Source organism: Mesorhizobium huakuii (genome assembly GCF_030160235.1).
Taxonomy (GTDB): domain Bacteria; phylum Pseudomonadota; class Alphaproteobacteria; order Rhizobiales; family Rhizobiaceae; genus Mesorhizobium; species Mesorhizobium huakuii.
The window spans coordinates 50,244-69,196 of the sequence record NZ_BSNY01000012.1 but is presented as its reverse complement, the minus strand read 5'-3'; the positions used below and the strand labels follow the sequence as shown (position 1 = coordinate 69,196).

Below are 18,953 nucleotides of genomic sequence, written 5' to 3'. Positions count from 1 at the left end.
GTGCGGGTCCAAGACGTATGACGAGCAAGGATATAAGTTTTGCTTATGCCTTCGCGCGATGCTCATCCAGGACGGCGGAACAGGCGGCGCGGATTTCGTCGCGCATCATCTCATCGGCCCGCGAAAGAGGCCGTGTGCGCGAGGTCAGCAGCGCGATCGGAAATTCCGGTCCCGCAGCGAGCGGCTTGACTGCAAGCCCGGCAAACTGGTGCCACGGCAGCAGCGCATCGACGAGCGCGATGCCCAAGCCAGCCTGGACGAAGCCGACCGCGGAAATGGATACGTCGATCTCGAGCGACGGCGAAAGCGTCACACCTTGCAGGCGGGCAGCGTTGGCCAGTTCGTCGGCAGGACGGGTATTGCCGCGATACGATATCAACTCCTCCCCGACGAGGTCGGCGAGCGCCAGTTCGATTTTCCCGGCCAACGCATGCCCGGAGGGCAACAGGCATGAGAAGCCGACGCTGCCGATCACCTCGGCCTCGATATCGGGAGGCAGGCGGTCGTCCATGGCCACGCCGAGGCTTGCATCGCCGGCGCGCAGCATGTCGATGATGGCGGAGATCGGCGCGCTATGGGCACGCAACATTATGTTGGGATGCTGGACCCGAAATTTGGTGAACGCACGCGGCAAGATAGCCATGGCCGGCGGCGGTGAGGCGGCGACCCGCACCAGCCCTGCCCGACCCAGGCGTAGGTCGGTGGTCTTGCGGCGCAAGCCTTCAAGCCCCGCCGACAACCTCTCGGCATCAGGGAAGATCTCGAGCGCTTCCGGGGTCGGTCGCAGCCGGCCCTTCACCCGCTCGAACAGGGTGAAGCCGAGTTCGTCCTCGGCGTGAAGCAGGATCTGGCTCAAAGCCGGCTGGGAGATGTTCAGCATCCGCGCCGCGGCGGTCACGGTGCCCGCGCGCATGACAGCGATGAACACTTCGAGCTGCCGGGCCCGCATTGCCACTCCATAGGTAAAGCTTATGGCTTCTATCCAAACCCATCTTTGACGCAATACCGCGGTGCGGACAAGATTGGTCAAAGGATTCATTGCAAGAGGGCGCGCCATGGATGTGATCGTGCTGGGCGGCGGACTGATGGGGACGGCTTCGGCCTATTTCCTTGCCAGGCGCGGCGCGCGCGTGACGCTGATCGATCGCAACCGGATCGGTACTGGGGCAACCGTCGCCTCCTTCGGCAACATTCGGCGTACGGGACGTCATCTGTCCCAGCTTCCGCTGGCCCATCGCTCGCTCAGACTGTGGGGCGAGGCCGAAGAAATGCTTGGTCGCGACGTGGAATTCCGCGCTACCGGCCACATCCGGCTGATCTTCGATGAAGGTAGTCTTGCCGACATGCGGGCTTATGCCGAGGCGGCGCGGCCCCTGGGGCTCGAGCTGGAGGAACTGGGAAAGAGCGAGATACGCGCCCGTTTTCCCGGCCTGGCTCCCGACGCGATCGCAGCGTCATTCTCACCATTCGACGGCAGCGGCAATCCGCGGTTGATCGCGCCGGCCTTCGCCGAAGCCGCCCGCAAGCTTGGCGTGACGATCGTCGAGGATGCCAGGATCGAGAAGATCGAGCGGACCGAATCCGGTTTCCTTGTCACCAGTTCAAGAGGCGCTTTCGCTGCCGAATGCCTAGTCAATACGGCCGGAGCCTGGGGCGCGCGCATCGCCGCGCAGTTCGGCGAAGAGGTCCCGCTCGACGCCTGCGGTCCGCAGATGGGCGTGACCGAGCCGCTGCCGCATCGGATTCTGCCGGTGGTCGGCATCTGGACGCGCTACAAGGACCATGGCGCCTATCTGCGTCAGGTCGAGCGGGGCAACATCGTCTTCGGCGGCGCGGCCGAAAGGGTACCGGTGGACCTTGATCCAGGGCATGCGGTCGCCGATCCCACGCGCCTGCCGTTGCAATTGCGCGCGGTTGCGCGACTGCTGCCGGCAATCGCGCGGGTCGCGATCATCCGCACGTGGTCCGGCTGCGAGGGCTATGTGCGGGACATGCTGCCAGTCATGGGACGCTCGGCGACGACGCCAGGCCTGTTCCACGCCTTCGGCTTCAGCGGACACGGCTTCCAGGTTGGTCCGGGTGTCGGCGACGCCATGGCCGAACTCATCATGACCGACCGTTGCGAAACACCGCTCGACGATTTCAGGATCGATCGCTTCCGCGCCACCTGAAGGGCAATTGTGGACATCCGCACAACGATGCACCCCTTGGCCGGGAAAGGCGCGATACCCTCTTGAATAATTTGAGATTGCGCGGGTGTGTCTTGTCATACCCGCGCCCAAGGTAAGCTAACGGGGTGCGACACCGACGACGCCGGCAGACGCGGCCGCGTCGTTGCCGGAGTGACCGGCCAGGTCGACAATTCCACTTGCCAAATTATGGTAGAGTGATCATACCAGTATATAAGGTGACGATCGCGCGACAATCACCATGATTCAAGGAGCAAGGCTAGATGACAACGATTGCGCTGTTTGGTGCGGGCGGGAAAATGGGCTACCGGCTGTCGACCAATTTTCGCGGATCGGACTACACGATCCGCCATGTCGAGATCAGCGAGGCGGGCAAGGAGCGGTTGAAAACCGGTCTGGGCATCGATGCGGTCGGCGTCGATGAGGCACTCGAGGGCGCCGAGGTCGTGATCCTGGCGGTGCCGGACACGCATATCGGCAAGGTCGCCGCCAGCATCGAAAGCAAGCTTGCGTCTGGCACGATGGTGATCGTGCTCGACGCGGCGGCCCCTTTCGCCGGCCACCTGCCTGATCGTCCCGACCTGACCTATTTCGTGACCCATCCCTGCCATCCGCCGATTTTCAACGACGAGACCGACATGGCCGCCAAGAAGGACTTCTTCGGCGGCGTCAAGGCCAAGCAGCATTTCGTCAGCGCCCTGATGCAGGGGCCGGAGGAAGACTACGCCAAGGGCGAGAAGATCGCCCAGATCATCTGGGCGCCGGTGATGCGCTCGCATCGCGTCACGGTCGAACACATGGCGCTGCTGGAACCCGGACTTTCGGAGACGGTGTGCGCTTCGCTGCTCGTCGTCATGAAGGAAGCCCTCGACGAGGTCGTGGCGCGCGGCGTCGACCGGCAGGCCGCGCTCGATTTCCTGCTCGGCCACATGAATGTGCTCGGCGCCGTCATCTTCGGCGAGACCAAGGGCGTGTTCTCCGATGCCTGCAACAAGGCCATCGAATTCGGCAAGCCGGTGCTGATGCGCGACGACTGGAAGCGCGTCTTCGAGCCGGAAGAAATCGCCGCCAGCATCCAGCGCATCACATGAGGCGCGCCTTCCCTCCGCTGCATCAAGGTGCGCAGTTAGATACAGATCATCTGAATTAGTGATTGACTCATCATACCAGTTGGCTAAGCTGTTGACACGCTCGAGCTGACCGATCTCCGCGGGGAGGAGCCGTCGGAAGGAGCGGAGGATGGCGGGGAACGGCGCGAAAATCGGTTCGGTCGAAATGATCGGCAAACGGGCTTTGCCGATCAAGCTGGCGCTTTGCCCGCCCAGTCTGACGATTTCAAATGGAGACAACGGCCTCGACTGGTCGAGGCCCATGTTCTTAAAGGGAGGACTTAATGAAACTTACTCGCAGAATGACACTTGCAGCTTTCGCCGGCGTGCTGGCCCTTGGCACGGCGGCGCCGGCCTTCGCGGCCGACCTGATCGCCATCATCACCCCCTCGCACGACAATCCGTTCTTCAAGGCGGAGGCCGTCGGCGCCGAGGCGAAGGCCAAGGCGCTAGGCTATGAGGCGCTGGTGTTGGTGCATGACGACGACGCCAACAAGCAGTCGCAACTTATCGACACCGCGATCGGCCGTGGCGCCAAGGCGATCATCCTCGACAATGCCGGCGCGGACGCCACCGTCGCCGCGGTGCAAAAGGCCAAGGACGCCGGCATCCCCTCTTTCCTGATCGACCGCGAAATCAACGCCACAGGCGTCGCCGTCGCGCAGATCGTCTCCAACAACTACCAGGGCGCCCAGCTCGGCGCCCAGGAGTTCGTCAAGCTGATGGGCGAGAAGGGTAACTTCGTCGAACTGGTCGGCAAGGAATCCGACACAAATGCCGGCATCCGCTCCAAGGGCTATCACGACGTCATCAATGACTATCCGGACCTGAAGATGGTGGCACAGCAATCGGCCAATTGGAGCCAGACCGAGGCCTATGCCAAGATGGAATCGATCCTGCAAGCCAATCCCGACATCAAGGGTGTGATCTCCGGCAACGACACGATGGCGATGGGCGCCTATGCGGCGCTCGCCGCGGCTAATCGCAAGGACGTCATTGTCGTCGGCTTCGACGGCTCCAACGACGTGCGCGACTCCATCACATCAGGCGGCATCAAGGCGACGGTGCTGCAGCCGGCCTACGCCCAGGCGCAGATGGCGGTTCAACAGGCCAACGACTTCATCAAGAACAAGAAGTCGCCCGAGAAGGAAAAACAGCTGATGGACTGCGTGCTGGTCAATGGTGACAACGCCGCCAAGCTGGAAACCTTCGCGCTGAAGAACTGAACCGGCGTAACGCAAACAGTGGGGGGCGAACTCGAGGTTCGTCCCTCGCCTTCATTTCACCGGGATGCTTTGACCTTGATGTTCAACAAGCCGACCTGGCAGATTAAGGCAACTTGGCCGATACTCGCGCTTGTCGCCGGTATCGGTCTCGGCGCCTGCAAGATCCTGCCGACACCATCGGCGCAAGGCGGTGCAGGCGACGCGTCGGGCTTCAACCCCGACAAGATGGTCGGAGAGATCTGGGCCTCCAAGGTCATCCCGTATTTGCAAGAGAAGGCCGGGCCGTTCGCCGAGGTCCATGCACTGGCGAAGACCGACCAGGCGGCTGCCGGCACCAAATATGGCAACCCCAAGAAGCAGGCCAATTCGCCGTGGACCTTCGCGGTCCGCGTCGAGGGCAAGATCGTCGCCGCCAACACGCAGTCGCGCGCGGCAACGATGGATATCGACGTCGACGGCGACGGCAAGGCGGATGCGCGCGTACAGATCGGGCCGGCGGTGCGCGGCACGGCGCTACGCGACAGCCTCGATTTCGTCCAGTTCAACGATTTCACCAACCAGATCGACTTTGCCCAGTTCGGCAAAGCTTTCAATGCCTATGCCGACAAAACCGCGCTGTCCAAGCTGCCGCGCGAAACGCTGGAGGGCCGCGCCGCCAAGGTGCTCGGCGCCTACACGATCGAAGGCGGCCAGGACCTGCCATTGGTGACCCCGGCGGAGGCCGAGATCGGGCCAAAGCCATGACCACGGCGCTTGATCATGACGTCATCCTGAAGCTGGAAGATGTCTCGAAAGTCTATGCCGGCACCGTCGCGGTCAAGCAGGCCAATTTCGCGGTGCGCAAGGGCGCGGTCAATGTGCTGGTCGGCGAGAACGGCGCCGGCAAATCGACGCTTATGAAGATCATCGCCGGCGTCGAGCAGCCGACGGCCGGGCGCATCCTGCTCGACGGCAACGAGGTCTCCTTCTCCTCCTCAGGTGACGCGGTGAACCGCGGCATCGGCATGGTGTTCCAGGAGTTGAACCTGTTCGGCAACATGACGGTCGCCGAGAACATTTTCGCCACGCGCGAGATCACCAACCGCTTCCGCAAGATCGACCGCAAGGCGCAGGAACGGCGGGCCGGCGAATTCCTCGATCGGCTCGAAGCCGGCATCCGGCCGGACATGCTGGTCGAGGATCTGCGCATCGGCCAGCAGCAGCTGGTCGAGATCGCCAAGGCTGTCTCACTTGACGCACGCGTCCTGATCATGGACGAGCCGACCTCGGCGCTAAGTGCCGCCGAAGTCGAGATCCTGTTCAAGGTGATCGCCGACCTCAAGGCGCACGGCGTGGCGATCGTCTACATCTCGCACCGGCTGGAGGAGCTGATCCGCATCGGCGACTACATCACCGTGCTGCGTGATGGCCGTATCACCGGCCAGGAGGAGGTGAAGAACGTCGACACGCAGTGGATCGTGCGGCAAATGATCGGCTCGGACGCCAAGGATTTCGCCAAGGCCGACGGCCATGTTCCCGGCGAGGAGGTGTTCCGCGCCGAAGACATCTGCCTGCCGCGCGTCACCGGCGGACTGGCGGTCGACCATGTCTCGCTGTCGCTGCGCGCCGGCGAGATTTTGGGCATTTACGGCCTGATGGGCGCGGGGCGCAGCGAGCTGTTTGACTGCATCATGGGCCGTCACGGCCATGCCAGCGGCAAGATCTTCATCGACGGAAAGCAGATCAGGGAACGCGACACGACGCGGCGCATCCGGCGGGGTCTGGCACTGATCCCGGAAGACCGCCAGCGCGAAGGTCTGGTGTCGATCCTGTCGGTTGCCAGCAATCTGACGCTGGCCAGCCTGTCGCGCTTCGTGCGCCTGTTCCACATTCGAGGCGATGCCGAGCGGCAGGCTGTCAGGCAGATGGTACGGGAGCTCTCGATCAAGGTCGCGGACACGGCGCAGGAAGTCTCGTCGCTCTCCGGCGGCAACCAGCAGAAGGTGGTGATCGGCAAGGCGCTGCTCACCGGACCCAAGGTGCTTTTGATGGACGAGCCGAGCCGCGGCATCGATGTCGGCGCCAAGGCCGACGTCTTCCGCACCATGCGCAAGTTGTCGCGCGATGGGCTGGGCATCCTCTTCGCCACTTCCGATCTCGACGAGGTGATGGCGCTGTCCGACCGGATCGCGGTGATGAGCAATGGCAGACTGACCGGCATGTTCGACCGCGCCGAGGCGAGCGAGGCCGCGATCGTCGCCGCATCGGCGTTCGGCCATGGCCCCGCCCCCGCACATCTTGCCCCAGAATTTGGAGAGCAACGCCGATGACTGACATTCCGGCCAGGGCAGCCCCCTCTTCGGCCTCCAGCGGCTCCGCGCTGCTGACGCTGATGAAGCTCAGGACCTTCATTGCGCTGATTGCCGTGCTGGTGTTCTTCTCCATCGCGGCGCCGAATTTCCTGTCGGCCGCCAATCTGATCCTGATGGCCAAGCATGTGGCGCTCAATGCCTTCCTCGCCATGGGCATGACCTTTGTCATCATCACCGGCGGCATCGACCTTTCGGTCGGCTCGATCGTCGGCCTGTGCGGCATGGTGGCCGGCTACCTCGTGCTCAACGGCATCGATCTGCAGATCGGCTACACCATCTATTTCAACGTGGTCGAGATCGCATTGATCACCCTGGCGGTCGGCATATTGATCGGCGCCGTCAACGGACTGCTGATCACCAGGCTCAACGTCGCGCCCTTCATCGCCACGCTCGGCGTGCTTTATGTAGCGCGCGGCCTTGCGCTGCTGTCGTCCGACGGCCGCACTTTCCCCAATCTGGTCGGCAAACCGGAACTTGGCACCACCGGCTTCGGCTTCCTCGGCGCCGGCCGGCTCGTCGGCCTGCCGGTGTCGATCTGGATCCTGATCGTGGTAGCGCTGGGGGCTGCCTATCTTGCCCGGTACACACCGCTGGGCCGCCACATCTTCGCCGTGGGCGGCAACGAGCGCGCGGCGCGCATTTCGGGCGTACGCGTCAACATGGTCAAGATGTTCGTCTACATGTTCTCCGGCTTCTGTGCGGCGATCGTCGGCCTGATCATCTCGTCGGAGCTGATGGCCTCGCATCCGGCGACCGGCGAAAGCTTCGAGTTGAACGCCATCGCCGCGGCGGTGCTTGGCGGCACCTCGATGTCGGGCGGACGCGGCACGATCGGCGGCACCATCGTCGGCGCTTTCGTGATCGGCATCCTGTCGGATGGGCTGGTGATGATGGGCGTAAGCTCCTTCTGGCAGATGGTGATCAAGGGTCTGGTCATCATCGTCGCCGTCGTCGTCGACCAGGCGCAGCGCCGGCTCCAGCAGCGTGTGACCCTGATGCAGATGGCAAGGGCGGGTTAAACATGGCGACTTTGAGTGGAGCGCTGATCGGTTGCGGCTTCTTCGCCGTCAACCAGATGCATGCCTGGCGCGACATCGACGGCGCCTCGATCGTCGCCATCTGCGACCGCGATCCGGAGCGGCTCAGGATCGTCGGCGACCAGTTCGGCGTGGCGAAGCGCTACACTGATGCAGCCGCGCTGTTCGCGGCCGAGACGCTCGACTTCGTCGACATCGCCACCACCGTCAGCAGTCATCGGCCGCTGGTCGAGATGGCCGCCGCCCAGCGCGTCCCGGTGATCTGCCAGAAACCGTTCGCGCCTACGCTCGCCGACGCCAAGGCGATGGTCGCGGCCTGCGCCAAGGCCGGTGTGCCTCTGATGGTGCATGAGAATTTCCGCTGGCAGTCACCGATCCAGGCGGTGCGCGCGGTGCTCGACAGCGGTGAGATCGGCACGCCCTTCTTCGGGCGCATCTCCTTCCGCTCCGCCTATGACGTGTTTTCCGGCCAGCCCTATCTGGCGACGGGAAAGCGCTTCATCATCGAGGATCTCGGCATCCACATCTTCGACATTGCGCGTTTTCTCCTCGGCGATGTGTCGAGCCTCACTGCCCGTACCGCGCGCATCAACCCGGCCATCACCGGCGAGGATGTCGCCACGATGCTGATGGATCACGAGAGCGGCGCCATTTCGGTGGTCGATTGCAGCTATGCGACCCGACTTGCGGTGGAGCCGTTTCCCGAAACGCTGATCGAGATCGACGGAAGCGACGGTACGCTCCGGCTGGCGCAGGGTTACCAACTGACCGTCGCCGGCAGGGGCGGCACAATGGTCAGGGACATCTCGCCGCCGCTGCTGCCCTGGGCCTCGCGGCCATGGCACAACATCCAGGAAAGCGTGCTGGCGATCCAGCGGCACTGGGTCGACTGCCTTGCATCAGGCAAGGAGCCGGCGACCGCGGGCGCCGACAACCTCAAGACATTTGCGCTGGTCGAGGCTGCCTATGCCGGCGCCGCGAGTCGGGAACCGGTCCGCATCGACGATCTGCTGAAATGACCGCGGATCGGTTCCTCCTTTGCGGCACGAGCGCGGCGGAGACCGAACCGGTCCGGTTGACCGCCGGTCCGCTCAACGCCGATTTCGTCAACGGCAATCTGCGCACGATCCGCCACGGCGGCACGGAGGTGCTGCGCGCCATCGCCTACATCGTGCGCGACCGCGACTGGGGCACCTATGAGCCAGCCCTGGCTGACCTGACGATCGACCAGGGTGCCGATGCTTTCACCGTCAGCTACACGGCGGGCTGCGCCGGGCCGGACGGAAGCCGGCTCACCTTTCGCGCCGCCATCAAGGGAACCGCGGACGGTGGGCTGGTGTTCAGCGTCAGCGCCCTGCCCGACAGCGATTTCGAGACCAACCGCTGCGGCTTCTGCATCCTGCATCCGATCGCCGGCCTCGCCGGCAGCCCGGTGACAGTCGAGCACACGGATGGCAGCGTGGTGGCGACGAAACTGCCTGACCTGATCGACCCCTGGCAGCCTTTCAAGGACTTGCGCGCCATCACGCATAAGGTGCGGCCCGGCGTCACCGCCGAGTGCCGCATGGAAGGCGACGTCTTCGAAATGGAGGACCAGCGCAACTGGTCCGACGCGTCCTACAAGACCTATGTGCGGCCGCTGGCGCTGCCGTGGCCCTATATGCTCCCGGCCGGCGAGACCAACCGCCAGACGATCAGCCTGAGTATTGCCAGCGACGGCAAGACGCCGGTCACCACCGAGGTATCCGGCCCGGTCCGTGTGACGCTCGGCGAGCCCGGTCCGGCGCTGCCGGATGTCGGCGTGATCATCTACCCCGGCGATGTCGAGACGGCGCTGGCGAACCTCGCCACCCTATCCGTGCTCGGCCCGCAACAATTGCTGTTTCATTACGATCCGACGCGCGGCCATGGGCTCGATACCTTGCGCTCGTTCGCCCGGCTCGCCGCAGCCTATCCCGCCCGCACAACGCTCGAATGCGTGGTGGCCTGCAGCGGCGATCTCGATGCCGAACTCTCCGATGTCGCTGGTCTGGTGCGCCGGGCGAGGCTGCGGCTCGATGCCATTGCGGTGTCGCCTTCGGTCGACCGCCAGTCGACGCCGCCGGGCAGTGCCTGGCCGCCCTGCCCGCCGCTGGAAGATGTCTATGCCGCAGCGCGCCGCGCCTTTCCCGATATCCGTCTAGGCGGCGGCATGTTCAGCTATTTCACCGAGCTGAATCGCAAGCGTGTTCCGGCCGGACTGCTCGATTTCGTCACCCATTGCACCTGCCCGATCGTACACGCCGCCGACGATCTCAGTGTCATGCAGTCGCTGGAGGCATTGCCGTTCATCACCCGGTCGGCGCGGGCGATCTTCGGCGACAAGCCTTACCGGATCGGGCCCTCGACCATTGCCATGCGGCAGAACCCCTATGGCGGCGCGACCAAGGACAATCCGCGGGGAGAGCGCATCGCCATGGCGAACCGCGATCCGCGCCACAACGGACTGTTCGCCGCGGCATGGACGATCGGCTATGCCGCGCGTGTCGCGCCGGCCGGGTTGGAGATGCTCACGCTGTCCGGCTTCAGCGGGCCATTCGGCGTGCTGGCGGAAGCCGGTGAACCCGCCGCCGAGGGGTCACCGCGGCCGATCTTCCAAGCCATCAAGGGGCTTTGCGAACTGGCTGGCCTTAAATACGTCGCGGCCAAAACGAGCGACGAGACCCGGGTACTGGCGTTGGCCGGGCGCTCATCCTCGGGCAAGACGGTCGTATGGCTGACGAACCTGACGGCAAGCGACGTGCCGGTCGACCTTTCGGAGTTTGGCCGCGACCGTATTGTGATGGCACCCTACGCGATCGCACGGATCGGCTGAACCAGATTACTTTTCAGAATTCATCACATATAGGGCGCGCGAGCGCTCCAGATGCTTGATCATCGCCTTCTCGGCGCCATCGGCATCTTTCTTCTCGATGCGTCCGATGATCTCTTCGTGCTCGGTCAGCGTGAACTGTTCCTTGCCGGTCCAGATCAGCATTTCGGTGTGATACTCCTTCAGCCAGCCCAGCATCGCCTCGCTGACAGCGACATAGATCGGGTTGCCGGAGATCGCAGCGATCTGGGTGTGGAATTTCATGTCGGCGGAAATGAAGCCTTCGGAATCACCTCGCGCGGCACGCTGCTCGGCGACGGTTGCCTTGAGCCGCTGCACATCCTCGACGGTGGCCTTCTCGGCGGCTTCCCTGACCATGCCACGCTCGAAGAAAATGCGCGCGGTCTTGAGGTGCTCAAGCGTGTCCTTCGACGACGACAGGATGATCTTGGCCGCGCCGTCGACCTGTTTGATGATCGACTTGGCGGTGAGCTGCAGCACCTTGGCCCGCTCGCCATGCGAGATGGCGACAAGGCCCATATTGCTCAGCGCCTGCATCGCCTCGCGGATTGCCGGCCGGCCGACCTCGAAACGCTCCATCAATTCACGCTCCGACGGCATATCGTCGCCCGGCATCAACTCGCCGCTGGTGATCAGGCGCTTCAGCCGCAAGAAGACCTCGTCGGAAAGCTTGCGTCGGACAATCGGTTCCGAACGGTTCATCGTCGCGAATCACTCCCTTGACCCGGCTCTATCTAACACCGCCGCCACAATTCGCGGAAATGCCGGCTGTCGACCTTGCAAAACCTCCAGCCCGGATATGTCTTGCAATACTTATGTACTCATTATACCAGATTTCAGACACTGGTGAACCTTTTTCGAACGCCTGGGCTTGAGACAGCGGACATGATCACCCTCACCTATCGCATCGAAACGTCTGAAAGCATCGAGGCCCTGGCAGCCAAGATCGCCAGCGACCAGTCGACCGGCACCTTCGTCGCGCTGCCCGGCGAAACCGAGGAACTGAAGGCGCGCGTGGCGGCGCGCGTCCTGGCGATCCGGCATCTACCCGACGCCGTGCAACCCTCCATTCCGGAAGCCGGCAATGGACCATTCAAGCGCGCCGATGTCGACATCGCCTTTCCCTTCGACGCTATCGGCACCGACCTGTCAGCACTGATGACCATCGCCATCGGCGGCACCTATTCGATCAAAGGCCTGTCGGGTATCCGCATCGTCGACATGAAGCTGCCTGATGACTATCGCGGCGCCCATCCCGGCCCGCAGTTCGGCGTCGCCGGCAGCCGCAAGCTGACCGGCGTCGAGGGACGCCCGATCATCGGCACCATCGTCAAGCCGGCACTCGGCTTAAGGCCGCATGAGACGGCCGAGATGGTGGGTGAGTTGATCGAAGCCGGCGTCGACTTCATCAAGGACGACGAGAAGCTGATGAGCCCGGCCTACTCGCCGCTGGCCGAGCGGGTGAAGGCGATCATGCCGCTCATCCTCGACTACGAGCAGAAGACCGGCAAAAAGGTGATGTACGCCTTCGGCATCTCGCATGCCGATCCGGACGAGATGATGCGCAACCACGATCTGGTGGCGAAGGCCGGCGGCAATTGCGCGGTGATCAACATCAACTCCATCGGCTTCGGCGGCATGGCCTACTTGAGAAAGCGCTCCAGCCTGGTGCTGCACGCCCATCGCAATGGCTGGGACATCCTCACCCGCCACCCCGGCCTCGGCATGGATTTCAAGGTGTGGCAGCAGTTCTGGCGGCTGCTTGGCGTCGACCAGTTCCAGATCAACGGCATCGCTTCAAAATATTGGGAGCCGGATGCATCCTTCATCGAATCCTTCAAGGCAGTGACGACGCCGATCTTTTCGCCTGACGATTGCGCGCTGCCGGTCGCAGGGTCCGGCCAGTGGGGCGGGCAGGCGCCCGAGACCTACCAACGAACCGGCCGAACAGTCGATCTGCTCTACCTCTGCGGCGGTGGCATCGTCAGCCATCCGGACGGGCCGGGCGCCGGCGTGCGCGCCGTCCAGCAAGCCTGGCAAGCGGCGGTCGATGGCATCCCCCTGGCGGAATATGCCCGCAGCCATGCCGAGCTCGCACGGTCGATCGAAAAATTCGGCGACGGCAGGGCGGCGTGAGCGAAGTCATGCAGAACCTGCTGCTTAGCTACTATGGCGACGACCTCACTGGCTCGACCGACGTCATGGAAGCGCTCGAGCTTGGCGGCGTGCCGACCGTGCTGTTCATGCGTCAACCCGACCAGCAACTGCTAGGGCGGTTTGCGCATTGCCGCGCCGTGGGACTGGCTGGCACGAGCCGCAGCGAGACGCCGCAATGGATGGACGAAAATCTGGCGCCTGCTTTTAGATGGCTAAGAAGCCTCAAAGCGACGGTTTGCCATTACAAGATCTGCTCGACCTTCGATTCCAGCCCGGCGATCGGCAGCATTGGCCGCGCCATCGAGATCGGCCGGCGTGTCTTCGACCAGAAGAGCGTGCCGGTGATTGTCGGGGCGCCTCAGCTCAAACGCTACACGGCGTTCGGAAACCTCTTCGCGGCGTTTCGCGGCACCTATTTCCGTATCGACCGCCATCCCGTCATGAGCCGGCATCCGGTGACGCCGATGAAGGAAGCCGACCTGCTCGTCCACCTCCATCGCCAGACCGATCTCGGTTCCGGCCTTGTCGACCTGGCGGCGCTGCAGGCGGATGACCTTTCGCAAACCGTCGACCAAGCCTTGCAGGACAAGGAAATCGTCCTGTTCGACGTCGAAAGCCGCCAGACGCAGACGCGCGTCGGCGAGCAGATCTGGCGGATTTGCGAACAAGGTCATGGTTTCGTCGTCGGATCCTCGGGCGTCGAATATGCCCTGCTTGCCGAATGGGCCGGCAAGGGCATCGCCGCGGGGCACGCGTCCTTCGTGCCGCCCGGTCCGGTGGATCGGCTCGCCGTGGTCTCGGGCAGTGTGTCGCCGACCACCGAGAAGCAGATCCGCTTCGCGCTCGCCCATGGGTTCGACGGCATCCAGATCGATGCCATTCAGCTGGTTTCGGACAGCGCCGGCGAGGCAATCGAGCGCGCCGTCGCGAGCGGCCTGGCGAGTCTCACGGCAGGGCGCAGCGTCATTCTCTACACCGCCCTTGGTCCCCAGGCTGATCGCAGTGCCGAGATCGACCATATTGAAGGTGCGCGAAACCGGCTCGGCCGAGCGCTGGGCGACATTCTGCGCCGGCTGGTCATCGACCAGAAACTCCGGCGCGCGGTCATCGCCGGCGGCGACACCTCCAGCCATGCGCTGGGACAATTGTCCATCGACGCACTGACCGTGCGCATGCCACTGCCGCAATCGCCGGGTTCGCCGCTCTGCCTTGCCCATGGTGGCGGCGAGGTCGACGGCCTCGAAATCGCGCTGAAGGGCGGCCAGGTCGGAACCGATCGCTATTTTAGCGCCATTCGCGACGGCCTCGGGTGTTGATGGAGTTGCCTGGCGGCAAATGACCGCATCGGTGATTGCTGTGATTTTCGAGGCTTTGCCGCATCCTTCGTCAGCACCTTCCGGCCCACGGCGACGGCAATTCACGCGCGCATATGAGCGACGACGAGCAAGCCGCCGCGTCGCTGGCAGAACCACCCCCCGAACATCCCGGACGGGCTTATCGCAAACATCAATCAGATGCGGCTTCCCGACGCCGGGTCGAAGAAATGCACGGCCGACTTTCGTACGGAAAGCATGACGGTCTCATCCGGCTTCAAAGTGACGCGTTCGCGCAGCACGCAGACGAGTTCATGGCCCGCCATTTCGACCGAAAGATGCGTCTCGGCGCCCGTCGGCTCGACGACGATCACCTTCGCCGCGGCGCCGGTTTCGCTGTCGATATGAATGTCCTCCGGACGCACGCCCAGCACGAGGCGCCGTCCCGCGGCTGCGGCGGGAATGGCTGACAGCGGGATGATTGATCCTTCGTCCAGTTCGAGGCCGGGATGCGGATCGCCGCGCACTGTTCCTTCGATGAAATTCATCGCCGGTGATCCAAGGAAGCCGGCGACGAACATGTTTACCGGCCGGTCATAGAGCTCGAGCGGGCTTCCGACCTGCTCGATCCTGCCGCCGTTGAGCACCACGATCTTGTCGGCCATCGTCATCGCCTCGATCTGATCGTGGGTGACGTAGACGATGGTCGATTTGAGCCGCTGGTGCAGCGCCTTGATCTCGGATCGCATCTGCACGCGCAGCTTGGCATCAAGGTTCGACAGAGGTTCGTCGAACAGGAACACCTTGGGATCGCGCACGATGGCGCGGCCCATGGCGACGCGCTGGCGCTGGCCGCCGGACAACTGGCGCGGGTAGCGCGCAAGCAGCGGCTGCAGCCCCAGGATCGATGCCGCCGTATCGACCTTTTTCTTGATCTCGGCTTGCTTGGCACCTGCGAGTTCCAGGGCGAAACCCATATTCTGCGCGACGGTCATCTGCGGATAGAGCGCATAGTTCTGGAACACCATGGCGATGTCCCGTTCCTTTGGCTGGAGATGGTTGACCACCCGCTCGCCGATCGAGATCTCGCCGCCCGAGATGGTTTCGAGCCCGGCGATCATGCGCAGCAGCGTCGATTTTCCACAGCCCGAAGGGCCGACCAGAATGACAAATTCACCATCCTCGATGTCGACGCTGACCCCATGGATCACGGGGGTCGCACCATAGGACTTCTTCACGTCGACGATCTGGACAGAAGACATCTTGCAACCCCGTTTTGCTAGCGCCGTGGCCTGACGCGGATGGCTTGATAGGGCTTGCCGGGCAACTCTACCGCGAAAGCAGCGTCCGCCTTGCCCCCACGCACGACCGAGCCATGGCGTGTTGGATGCGGAATTGGCGCCGCCACTTTCGTGGCTGGCGTCACCGTCATGGCCCAAGTGTCGATGATGTCGATGTCGTAGTCGCCATCCTGCAGCGGTAGGCCGGTGGACCAGACGACCGGCTGATGCTCGCCAAGATAGATATAGCGGAGATCGCCGTCGCTGGCGCCGGAGACCCGGCTCCACGGCCAGGCACTGTTGTGGCCCATCGGCTCCAACCCGTTGCTGACGTCCTCTTCGATGAGGTCGCGCAGGAAGCCGATCCGCTTCCACGCCTCGCCGTGAAGCCGGCCGCCCTTGGCCCACCAGATCAGATCCCGCGGGTGCATGTAGGTTTCGCCATGCCCGGCATAGCCGCCGCGCATGACGGTGAGCCAGAAGCGATGCACCAGTTCTTCGGCACTGATGTTGCCCCATGGGAAGACGATGTTGCCTTCATATTCAGGTTCGTCGTTGACGACCGGCTTACCGTAGGCGTCGCGCCATTCGGGTGTTCGTTTCACGTCCCAGTTCTGGATGCAGACATGGCTGACCCACGGTTTACGATGGTCGAAATTCATCGACTGCTCGCCATTGTGGATCGATTTCAGATGTTGGTAGGGGTCGTTTTCCTCGAGGATATGGAAGTAGCGATCCCACTGCGCCATCGGCTTGGTGTCGAGCAGGAAATCGTACTCGTTGGCCAGCGACCACCAGACGTTGCGATAAGCCGCGAGCCGTGCCGCGAGGTAGGCGACATAGCGGAAATCCTGAGCCGCGCTCATGTCGGCGTAGCCCCACCGATCATAGGGATGGAAGATGATGATGTCGGCCTCGATGCCGAGATTACGCAGTGCACCGATCTGAGTCTCGAAGTGGCGGAAGGCGGCCGGATTCGGCCGGTCGAAATCCTCCTTGCCGTCCCGCCCTGTCTCGAAAATCGAATGCAGCGCTGGATTGGTGTTGTAAGGATAGTCCTTCGGGAAGACACCCATGCGCACCTTGTTGAAGCGCGCTTTCTTCAACGTTGCCAGCGTCTCGGCCTGCATCTCGAGCGGCTGGTGCGTCCAGGCATAGCAAGTGGTGCCGAACGGGAAGTAGGGTGTGCCGTCGGCGTAGGCGAAATGGAATTTGTTGCGCACGCGCACCGGGCCATGGTTGCCGGCCGCCGGCGCCACCGCATCGAAGGCACCGCCAATGCCTGTCAGCAACGGGCTGTTGGACTGCGTGACGTAGCTCCAGCTGCCTTCATTGTCTGGCATGAAACGGATGCGGTAGATGCCGTCGCCATCGTAAAAGCCTGGAACCGCGATGCTACGGTTCGCTTGCGAAAAGCTGGCGGACAACTCGATCTCGACAAAGGGATTGCCATCCGCTGGCCCCTTCAGTTCGATCTCGAACATGTCCCATTTCTCGACTGTCGTGCCGTCGGTCATCCGTGGTTCCTTGCGTTGCTATTCCTTGACCGCGCCCGACGTCAGCCCCGAGACGAAGTAGCGCTGGAAGATGAGATAGACGATCGCCGCCGGCAGCACCGTCATGACGATCGCCGCGTTGAGCTGGCCATAGTCGCGGGCGAACTGGCTCTGGAACGACATCAGGCCGAGCGGCAACGTCCAGCGGTCCGGATCCTGCAGGATGACCAGCGCCATGGCGAACTCGTTCCAGGTGGCGACGAAGTCGAGGATCAGCAGCGCAGCAAGCACTGGCAGCGACACCGGCAGGAAGATGCGCCGAAACACGGTGAAATGCGACGCGCCGTCGATAAGCGCCGCCTCGCTCAGTTCCTTCGGCACGTCCCTGAAAAAATTGTGCAGGATGAAGACCTGGTAGGGGACGCCAAAGGCGAGATAGGGCAGGATGATGCCGACATAGGTATTGATCAGCCCGAAGCTGTTCACCTGCTTGAAGATCGGCGCCAACATCACCTGGAACGGGATCATCGTGCCAAACACGATGGCGAGGAAGACCACCTTGTGTCCCCAGATCTGGATGCGGCTCAGCGAATAGGCGGCCATGGCCGATATCATCAGCCCGAGCGGCACCTTGATGACGGTGATGATGGTGCTGTTGACGACCGTTGTGCCGAAATCGCCGCGCCGCCAGGCATTGGTGAAATTCTCCCAGGCGAGGCTGGTGGGCGGCGAGAATGCGCCGGTCCCCATCACCGTGGCGTTCGATTTCAGCGACGTGAAGATGATGAAGACGAACGGAGCGATCCAGACCATGGCGACGATGATCAGCGCGATCCACAATGCCACCAGCAGCGGATCCACGCGCTCCGCGCCGGCCTGTCGAAAGGGGCTGGCGACGCCACTCATTGATACGCCTCCTGCCGCTTCAGCGTCCAGCGCAGATACGGGATGACGATGGCAACGGTGATGAGCAAGAGCACGACGGAGATGGCGCTGCCACGACCGAAGTCACCGAGTTGCATGGCCTGCGTATAGGCCCACATAGCGAGCATCTGCGTCGATTGTGCCGGGCCGCCGCCGGTCATGCCGTAGACGATGTCGAAGGCTTTCAGCGAGTTGATCAGCGACAGGATCAGGACGATGGTTATGGTGGGCCTCAGCGCCGGCAGCGTTACATAGCGGAACAGCTGGAAGCGCCCTGCGCCATCGATGCGGGCGGCTTCGATCAGAGTCTGCGAAACCCCTTGCAGGCCGGCCAGGAACAACACCATCGAGAAGCCCGCGACCTCCCAGACATAACCGATGAAGACCGAATAGAGCGCGACGTTGCGGTCACCCAGCCAATCCTGGATCAGGTTGGGCCATCCGGCTGCGGAGAGCAAACTGTTGAACAACCCGAAGAAGGGGTCGAACATCCAGCGCCACATGGTTGCCACCGCGATCGGCGCGATGATCACGGGCATGTAGAACAGGGCGCGCAGCGGCGAGCGGCCAGGGATGTTCTGGTTCAGGCCGAGCGCCAACCCAAAGCCGATCAGCGGCGGGAAGATGACCGACAGGAAAGTCCAGATCAGCGTGTTCTTGAAGGCGACCCAGAACACCGGATCGTCGGCGAGCACGTAGCGGTAGTTGTCGAGCCCCACCCAATGCTTGTCGGCGTTCAGTCCATTCCATTTCATGAAGCTGAGCTGGATGACGTCGATCATCGGATAGAAGGCAAAGACTGCGTAGGCCAGCACCGCGGGCGCCAACAGCATCAGTCCCTGCAAGGTCGGATCCTGCAGTTTCCGGCGAAGCTGGCCTGACCGGGCAGGCATTCGCGCATGGCGATCGGCGGCGGAAATGTTCACGGCCATGTATCGTCCCGGGAGCGGTGCAGGAGAATCGGCTGGCCGGCCCCGGCCTGCGGCTTGTCGGGGCCGG

At 63.3% G+C, this 18,953-nt stretch carries 16 protein-coding genes; 10 read left to right on the top strand and 6 right to left on the bottom strand.

The annotated features are described in order from the left end of the window. Positions 1 to 43 precede the first annotated feature (43 nt). Entirely contained in the window at positions 44 to 949 is a 906-nt protein-coding gene (locus QQK95_RS05175) for a LysR family transcriptional regulator (RefSeq protein WP_284269654.1), read from the bottom strand. 106 nt (positions 950 to 1,055) lie between these two features. Here QQK95_RS05175 and QQK95_RS05170 point away from each other — a divergent pair, with 106 nt between their 5' ends. The 8 genes from QQK95_RS05170 (at position 1,056) to apnL (ending at position 10,766) form a co-directional block, all read left to right on the top strand. After that, the gene (locus QQK95_RS05170) at positions 1,056 to 2,171 is read left to right on the top strand and encodes an NAD(P)/FAD-dependent oxidoreductase (RefSeq protein ID WP_284269652.1); all 1,116 of its coding nucleotides are present in this window, start codon (positions 1,056 to 1,058) and stop codon (positions 2,169 to 2,171) included. 281 nt (positions 2,172 to 2,452) lie between these two features. After that, a complete protein-coding gene (locus QQK95_RS05165; protein ID WP_284269650.1) occupies positions 2,453 to 3,280 on the top strand; it encodes a phosphogluconate dehydrogenase C-terminal domain-containing protein in 828 nt (275 codons plus the stop codon). 302 nt (positions 3,281 to 3,582) lie between these two features. Continuing rightward, positions 3,583 to 4,524, top strand: coding sequence for a D-ribose ABC transporter substrate-binding protein (locus tag QQK95_RS05160; RefSeq protein WP_284269648.1), 942 nt, complete (start codon positions 3,583 to 3,585; stop codon positions 4,522 to 4,524). 78 nt (positions 4,525 to 4,602) lie between these two features. Continuing rightward, positions 4,603 to 5,268 carry a DUF2291 family protein gene (locus QQK95_RS05155; protein WP_284269646.1) on the top strand — a complete coding sequence of 222 codons (666 nt, stop codon included), beginning with the start codon at positions 4,603 to 4,605 and terminating at the stop codon, positions 5,266 to 5,268. Then, a complete protein-coding gene (locus QQK95_RS05150) occupies positions 5,265 to 6,833 on the top strand; it encodes a sugar ABC transporter ATP-binding protein (RefSeq protein WP_284269644.1) in 1,569 nt (522 codons plus the stop codon). The genes QQK95_RS05155 and QQK95_RS05150 overlap by 4 nt, the downstream gene beginning before the upstream one ends. Next, positions 6,830 to 7,894: an ABC transporter permease gene (locus QQK95_RS05145; RefSeq protein ID WP_284269641.1), complete on the top strand. Its 1,065-nt coding sequence runs from the start codon at positions 6,830 to 6,832 to the stop codon at positions 7,892 to 7,894. The genes QQK95_RS05150 and QQK95_RS05145 overlap by 4 nt, the downstream gene beginning before the upstream one ends. A 2-nt stretch (positions 7,895 to 7,896) precedes the next feature. Further along, entirely contained in the window at positions 7,897 to 8,931 is a 1,035-nt protein-coding gene (locus tag QQK95_RS05140) for a Gfo/Idh/MocA family protein (protein ID WP_284269639.1), read from the top strand. Continuing rightward, entirely contained in the window at positions 8,928 to 10,766 is a 1,839-nt protein-coding gene (gene apnL, locus QQK95_RS05135) for a D-apionate lactonase (protein WP_284269637.1), read from the top strand. Before QQK95_RS05140 ends, apnL begins: the two co-directional genes overlap by 4 nt. A gap of 6 nt (positions 10,767 to 10,772) precedes the next feature. On the opposite strand, the gene QQK95_RS05130 is transcribed toward apnL, so the two are convergent. Continuing rightward, the gene (locus QQK95_RS05130) at positions 10,773 to 11,486 is read right to left on the bottom strand and encodes a transcriptional regulator NanR (protein WP_284269635.1); all 714 of its coding nucleotides are present in this window, start codon (positions 11,484 to 11,486) and stop codon (positions 10,773 to 10,775) included. Positions 11,487 to 11,669: 183 nt separating this feature from the next. On the opposite strand from QQK95_RS05130, the gene oiaX reads away from it, so the two are divergent. Continuing rightward, the gene (gene oiaX / locus QQK95_RS05125; protein ID WP_284269633.1) at positions 11,670 to 12,920 is read left to right on the top strand and encodes a 3-oxo-isoapionate-4-phosphate decarboxylase OiaX; all 1,251 of its coding nucleotides are present in this window, start codon (positions 11,670 to 11,672) and stop codon (positions 12,918 to 12,920) included. 8 nt (positions 12,921 to 12,928) lie between these two features. Continuing rightward, positions 12,929 to 14,257 carry a four-carbon acid sugar kinase family protein gene (locus tag QQK95_RS05120; RefSeq protein WP_284270538.1) on the top strand — a complete coding sequence of 443 codons (1,329 nt, stop codon included), beginning with the start codon at positions 12,929 to 12,931 and terminating at the stop codon, positions 14,255 to 14,257. A 194-nt stretch (positions 14,258 to 14,451) separates the two neighbouring features. On the opposite strand, the gene QQK95_RS05115 is transcribed toward QQK95_RS05120, so the two are convergent. The 4 genes from QQK95_RS05115 to QQK95_RS05100 are packed head-to-tail and all read right to left on the bottom strand — an operon-like array spanning position 14,452 to position 18,886. Beyond that, positions 14,452 to 15,516 (bottom strand): ABC transporter ATP-binding protein, encoded by a 1,065-nt coding sequence (locus tag QQK95_RS05115; protein WP_284269631.1) that lies wholly within the window; start codon positions 15,514 to 15,516, stop codon positions 14,452 to 14,454. A 17-nt stretch (positions 15,517 to 15,533) separates the two neighbouring features. Beyond that, the gene (locus QQK95_RS05110) at positions 15,534 to 17,051 is read right to left on the bottom strand and encodes a DUF5060 domain-containing protein (protein ID WP_284269630.1); all 1,518 of its coding nucleotides are present in this window, start codon (positions 17,049 to 17,051) and stop codon (positions 15,534 to 15,536) included. A gap of 18 nt (positions 17,052 to 17,069) precedes the next feature. After that, entirely contained in the window at positions 17,070 to 17,936 is an 867-nt protein-coding gene (locus QQK95_RS05105) for a carbohydrate ABC transporter permease (RefSeq protein WP_284269629.1), read from the bottom strand. Continuing rightward, entirely contained in the window at positions 17,933 to 18,886 is a 954-nt protein-coding gene (locus QQK95_RS05100) for a carbohydrate ABC transporter permease (RefSeq protein ID WP_284269627.1), read from the bottom strand. The genes QQK95_RS05105 and QQK95_RS05100 overlap by 4 nt, the downstream gene beginning before the upstream one ends. Between the last annotated feature and the right edge of the window lie 67 nt (positions 18,887 to 18,953).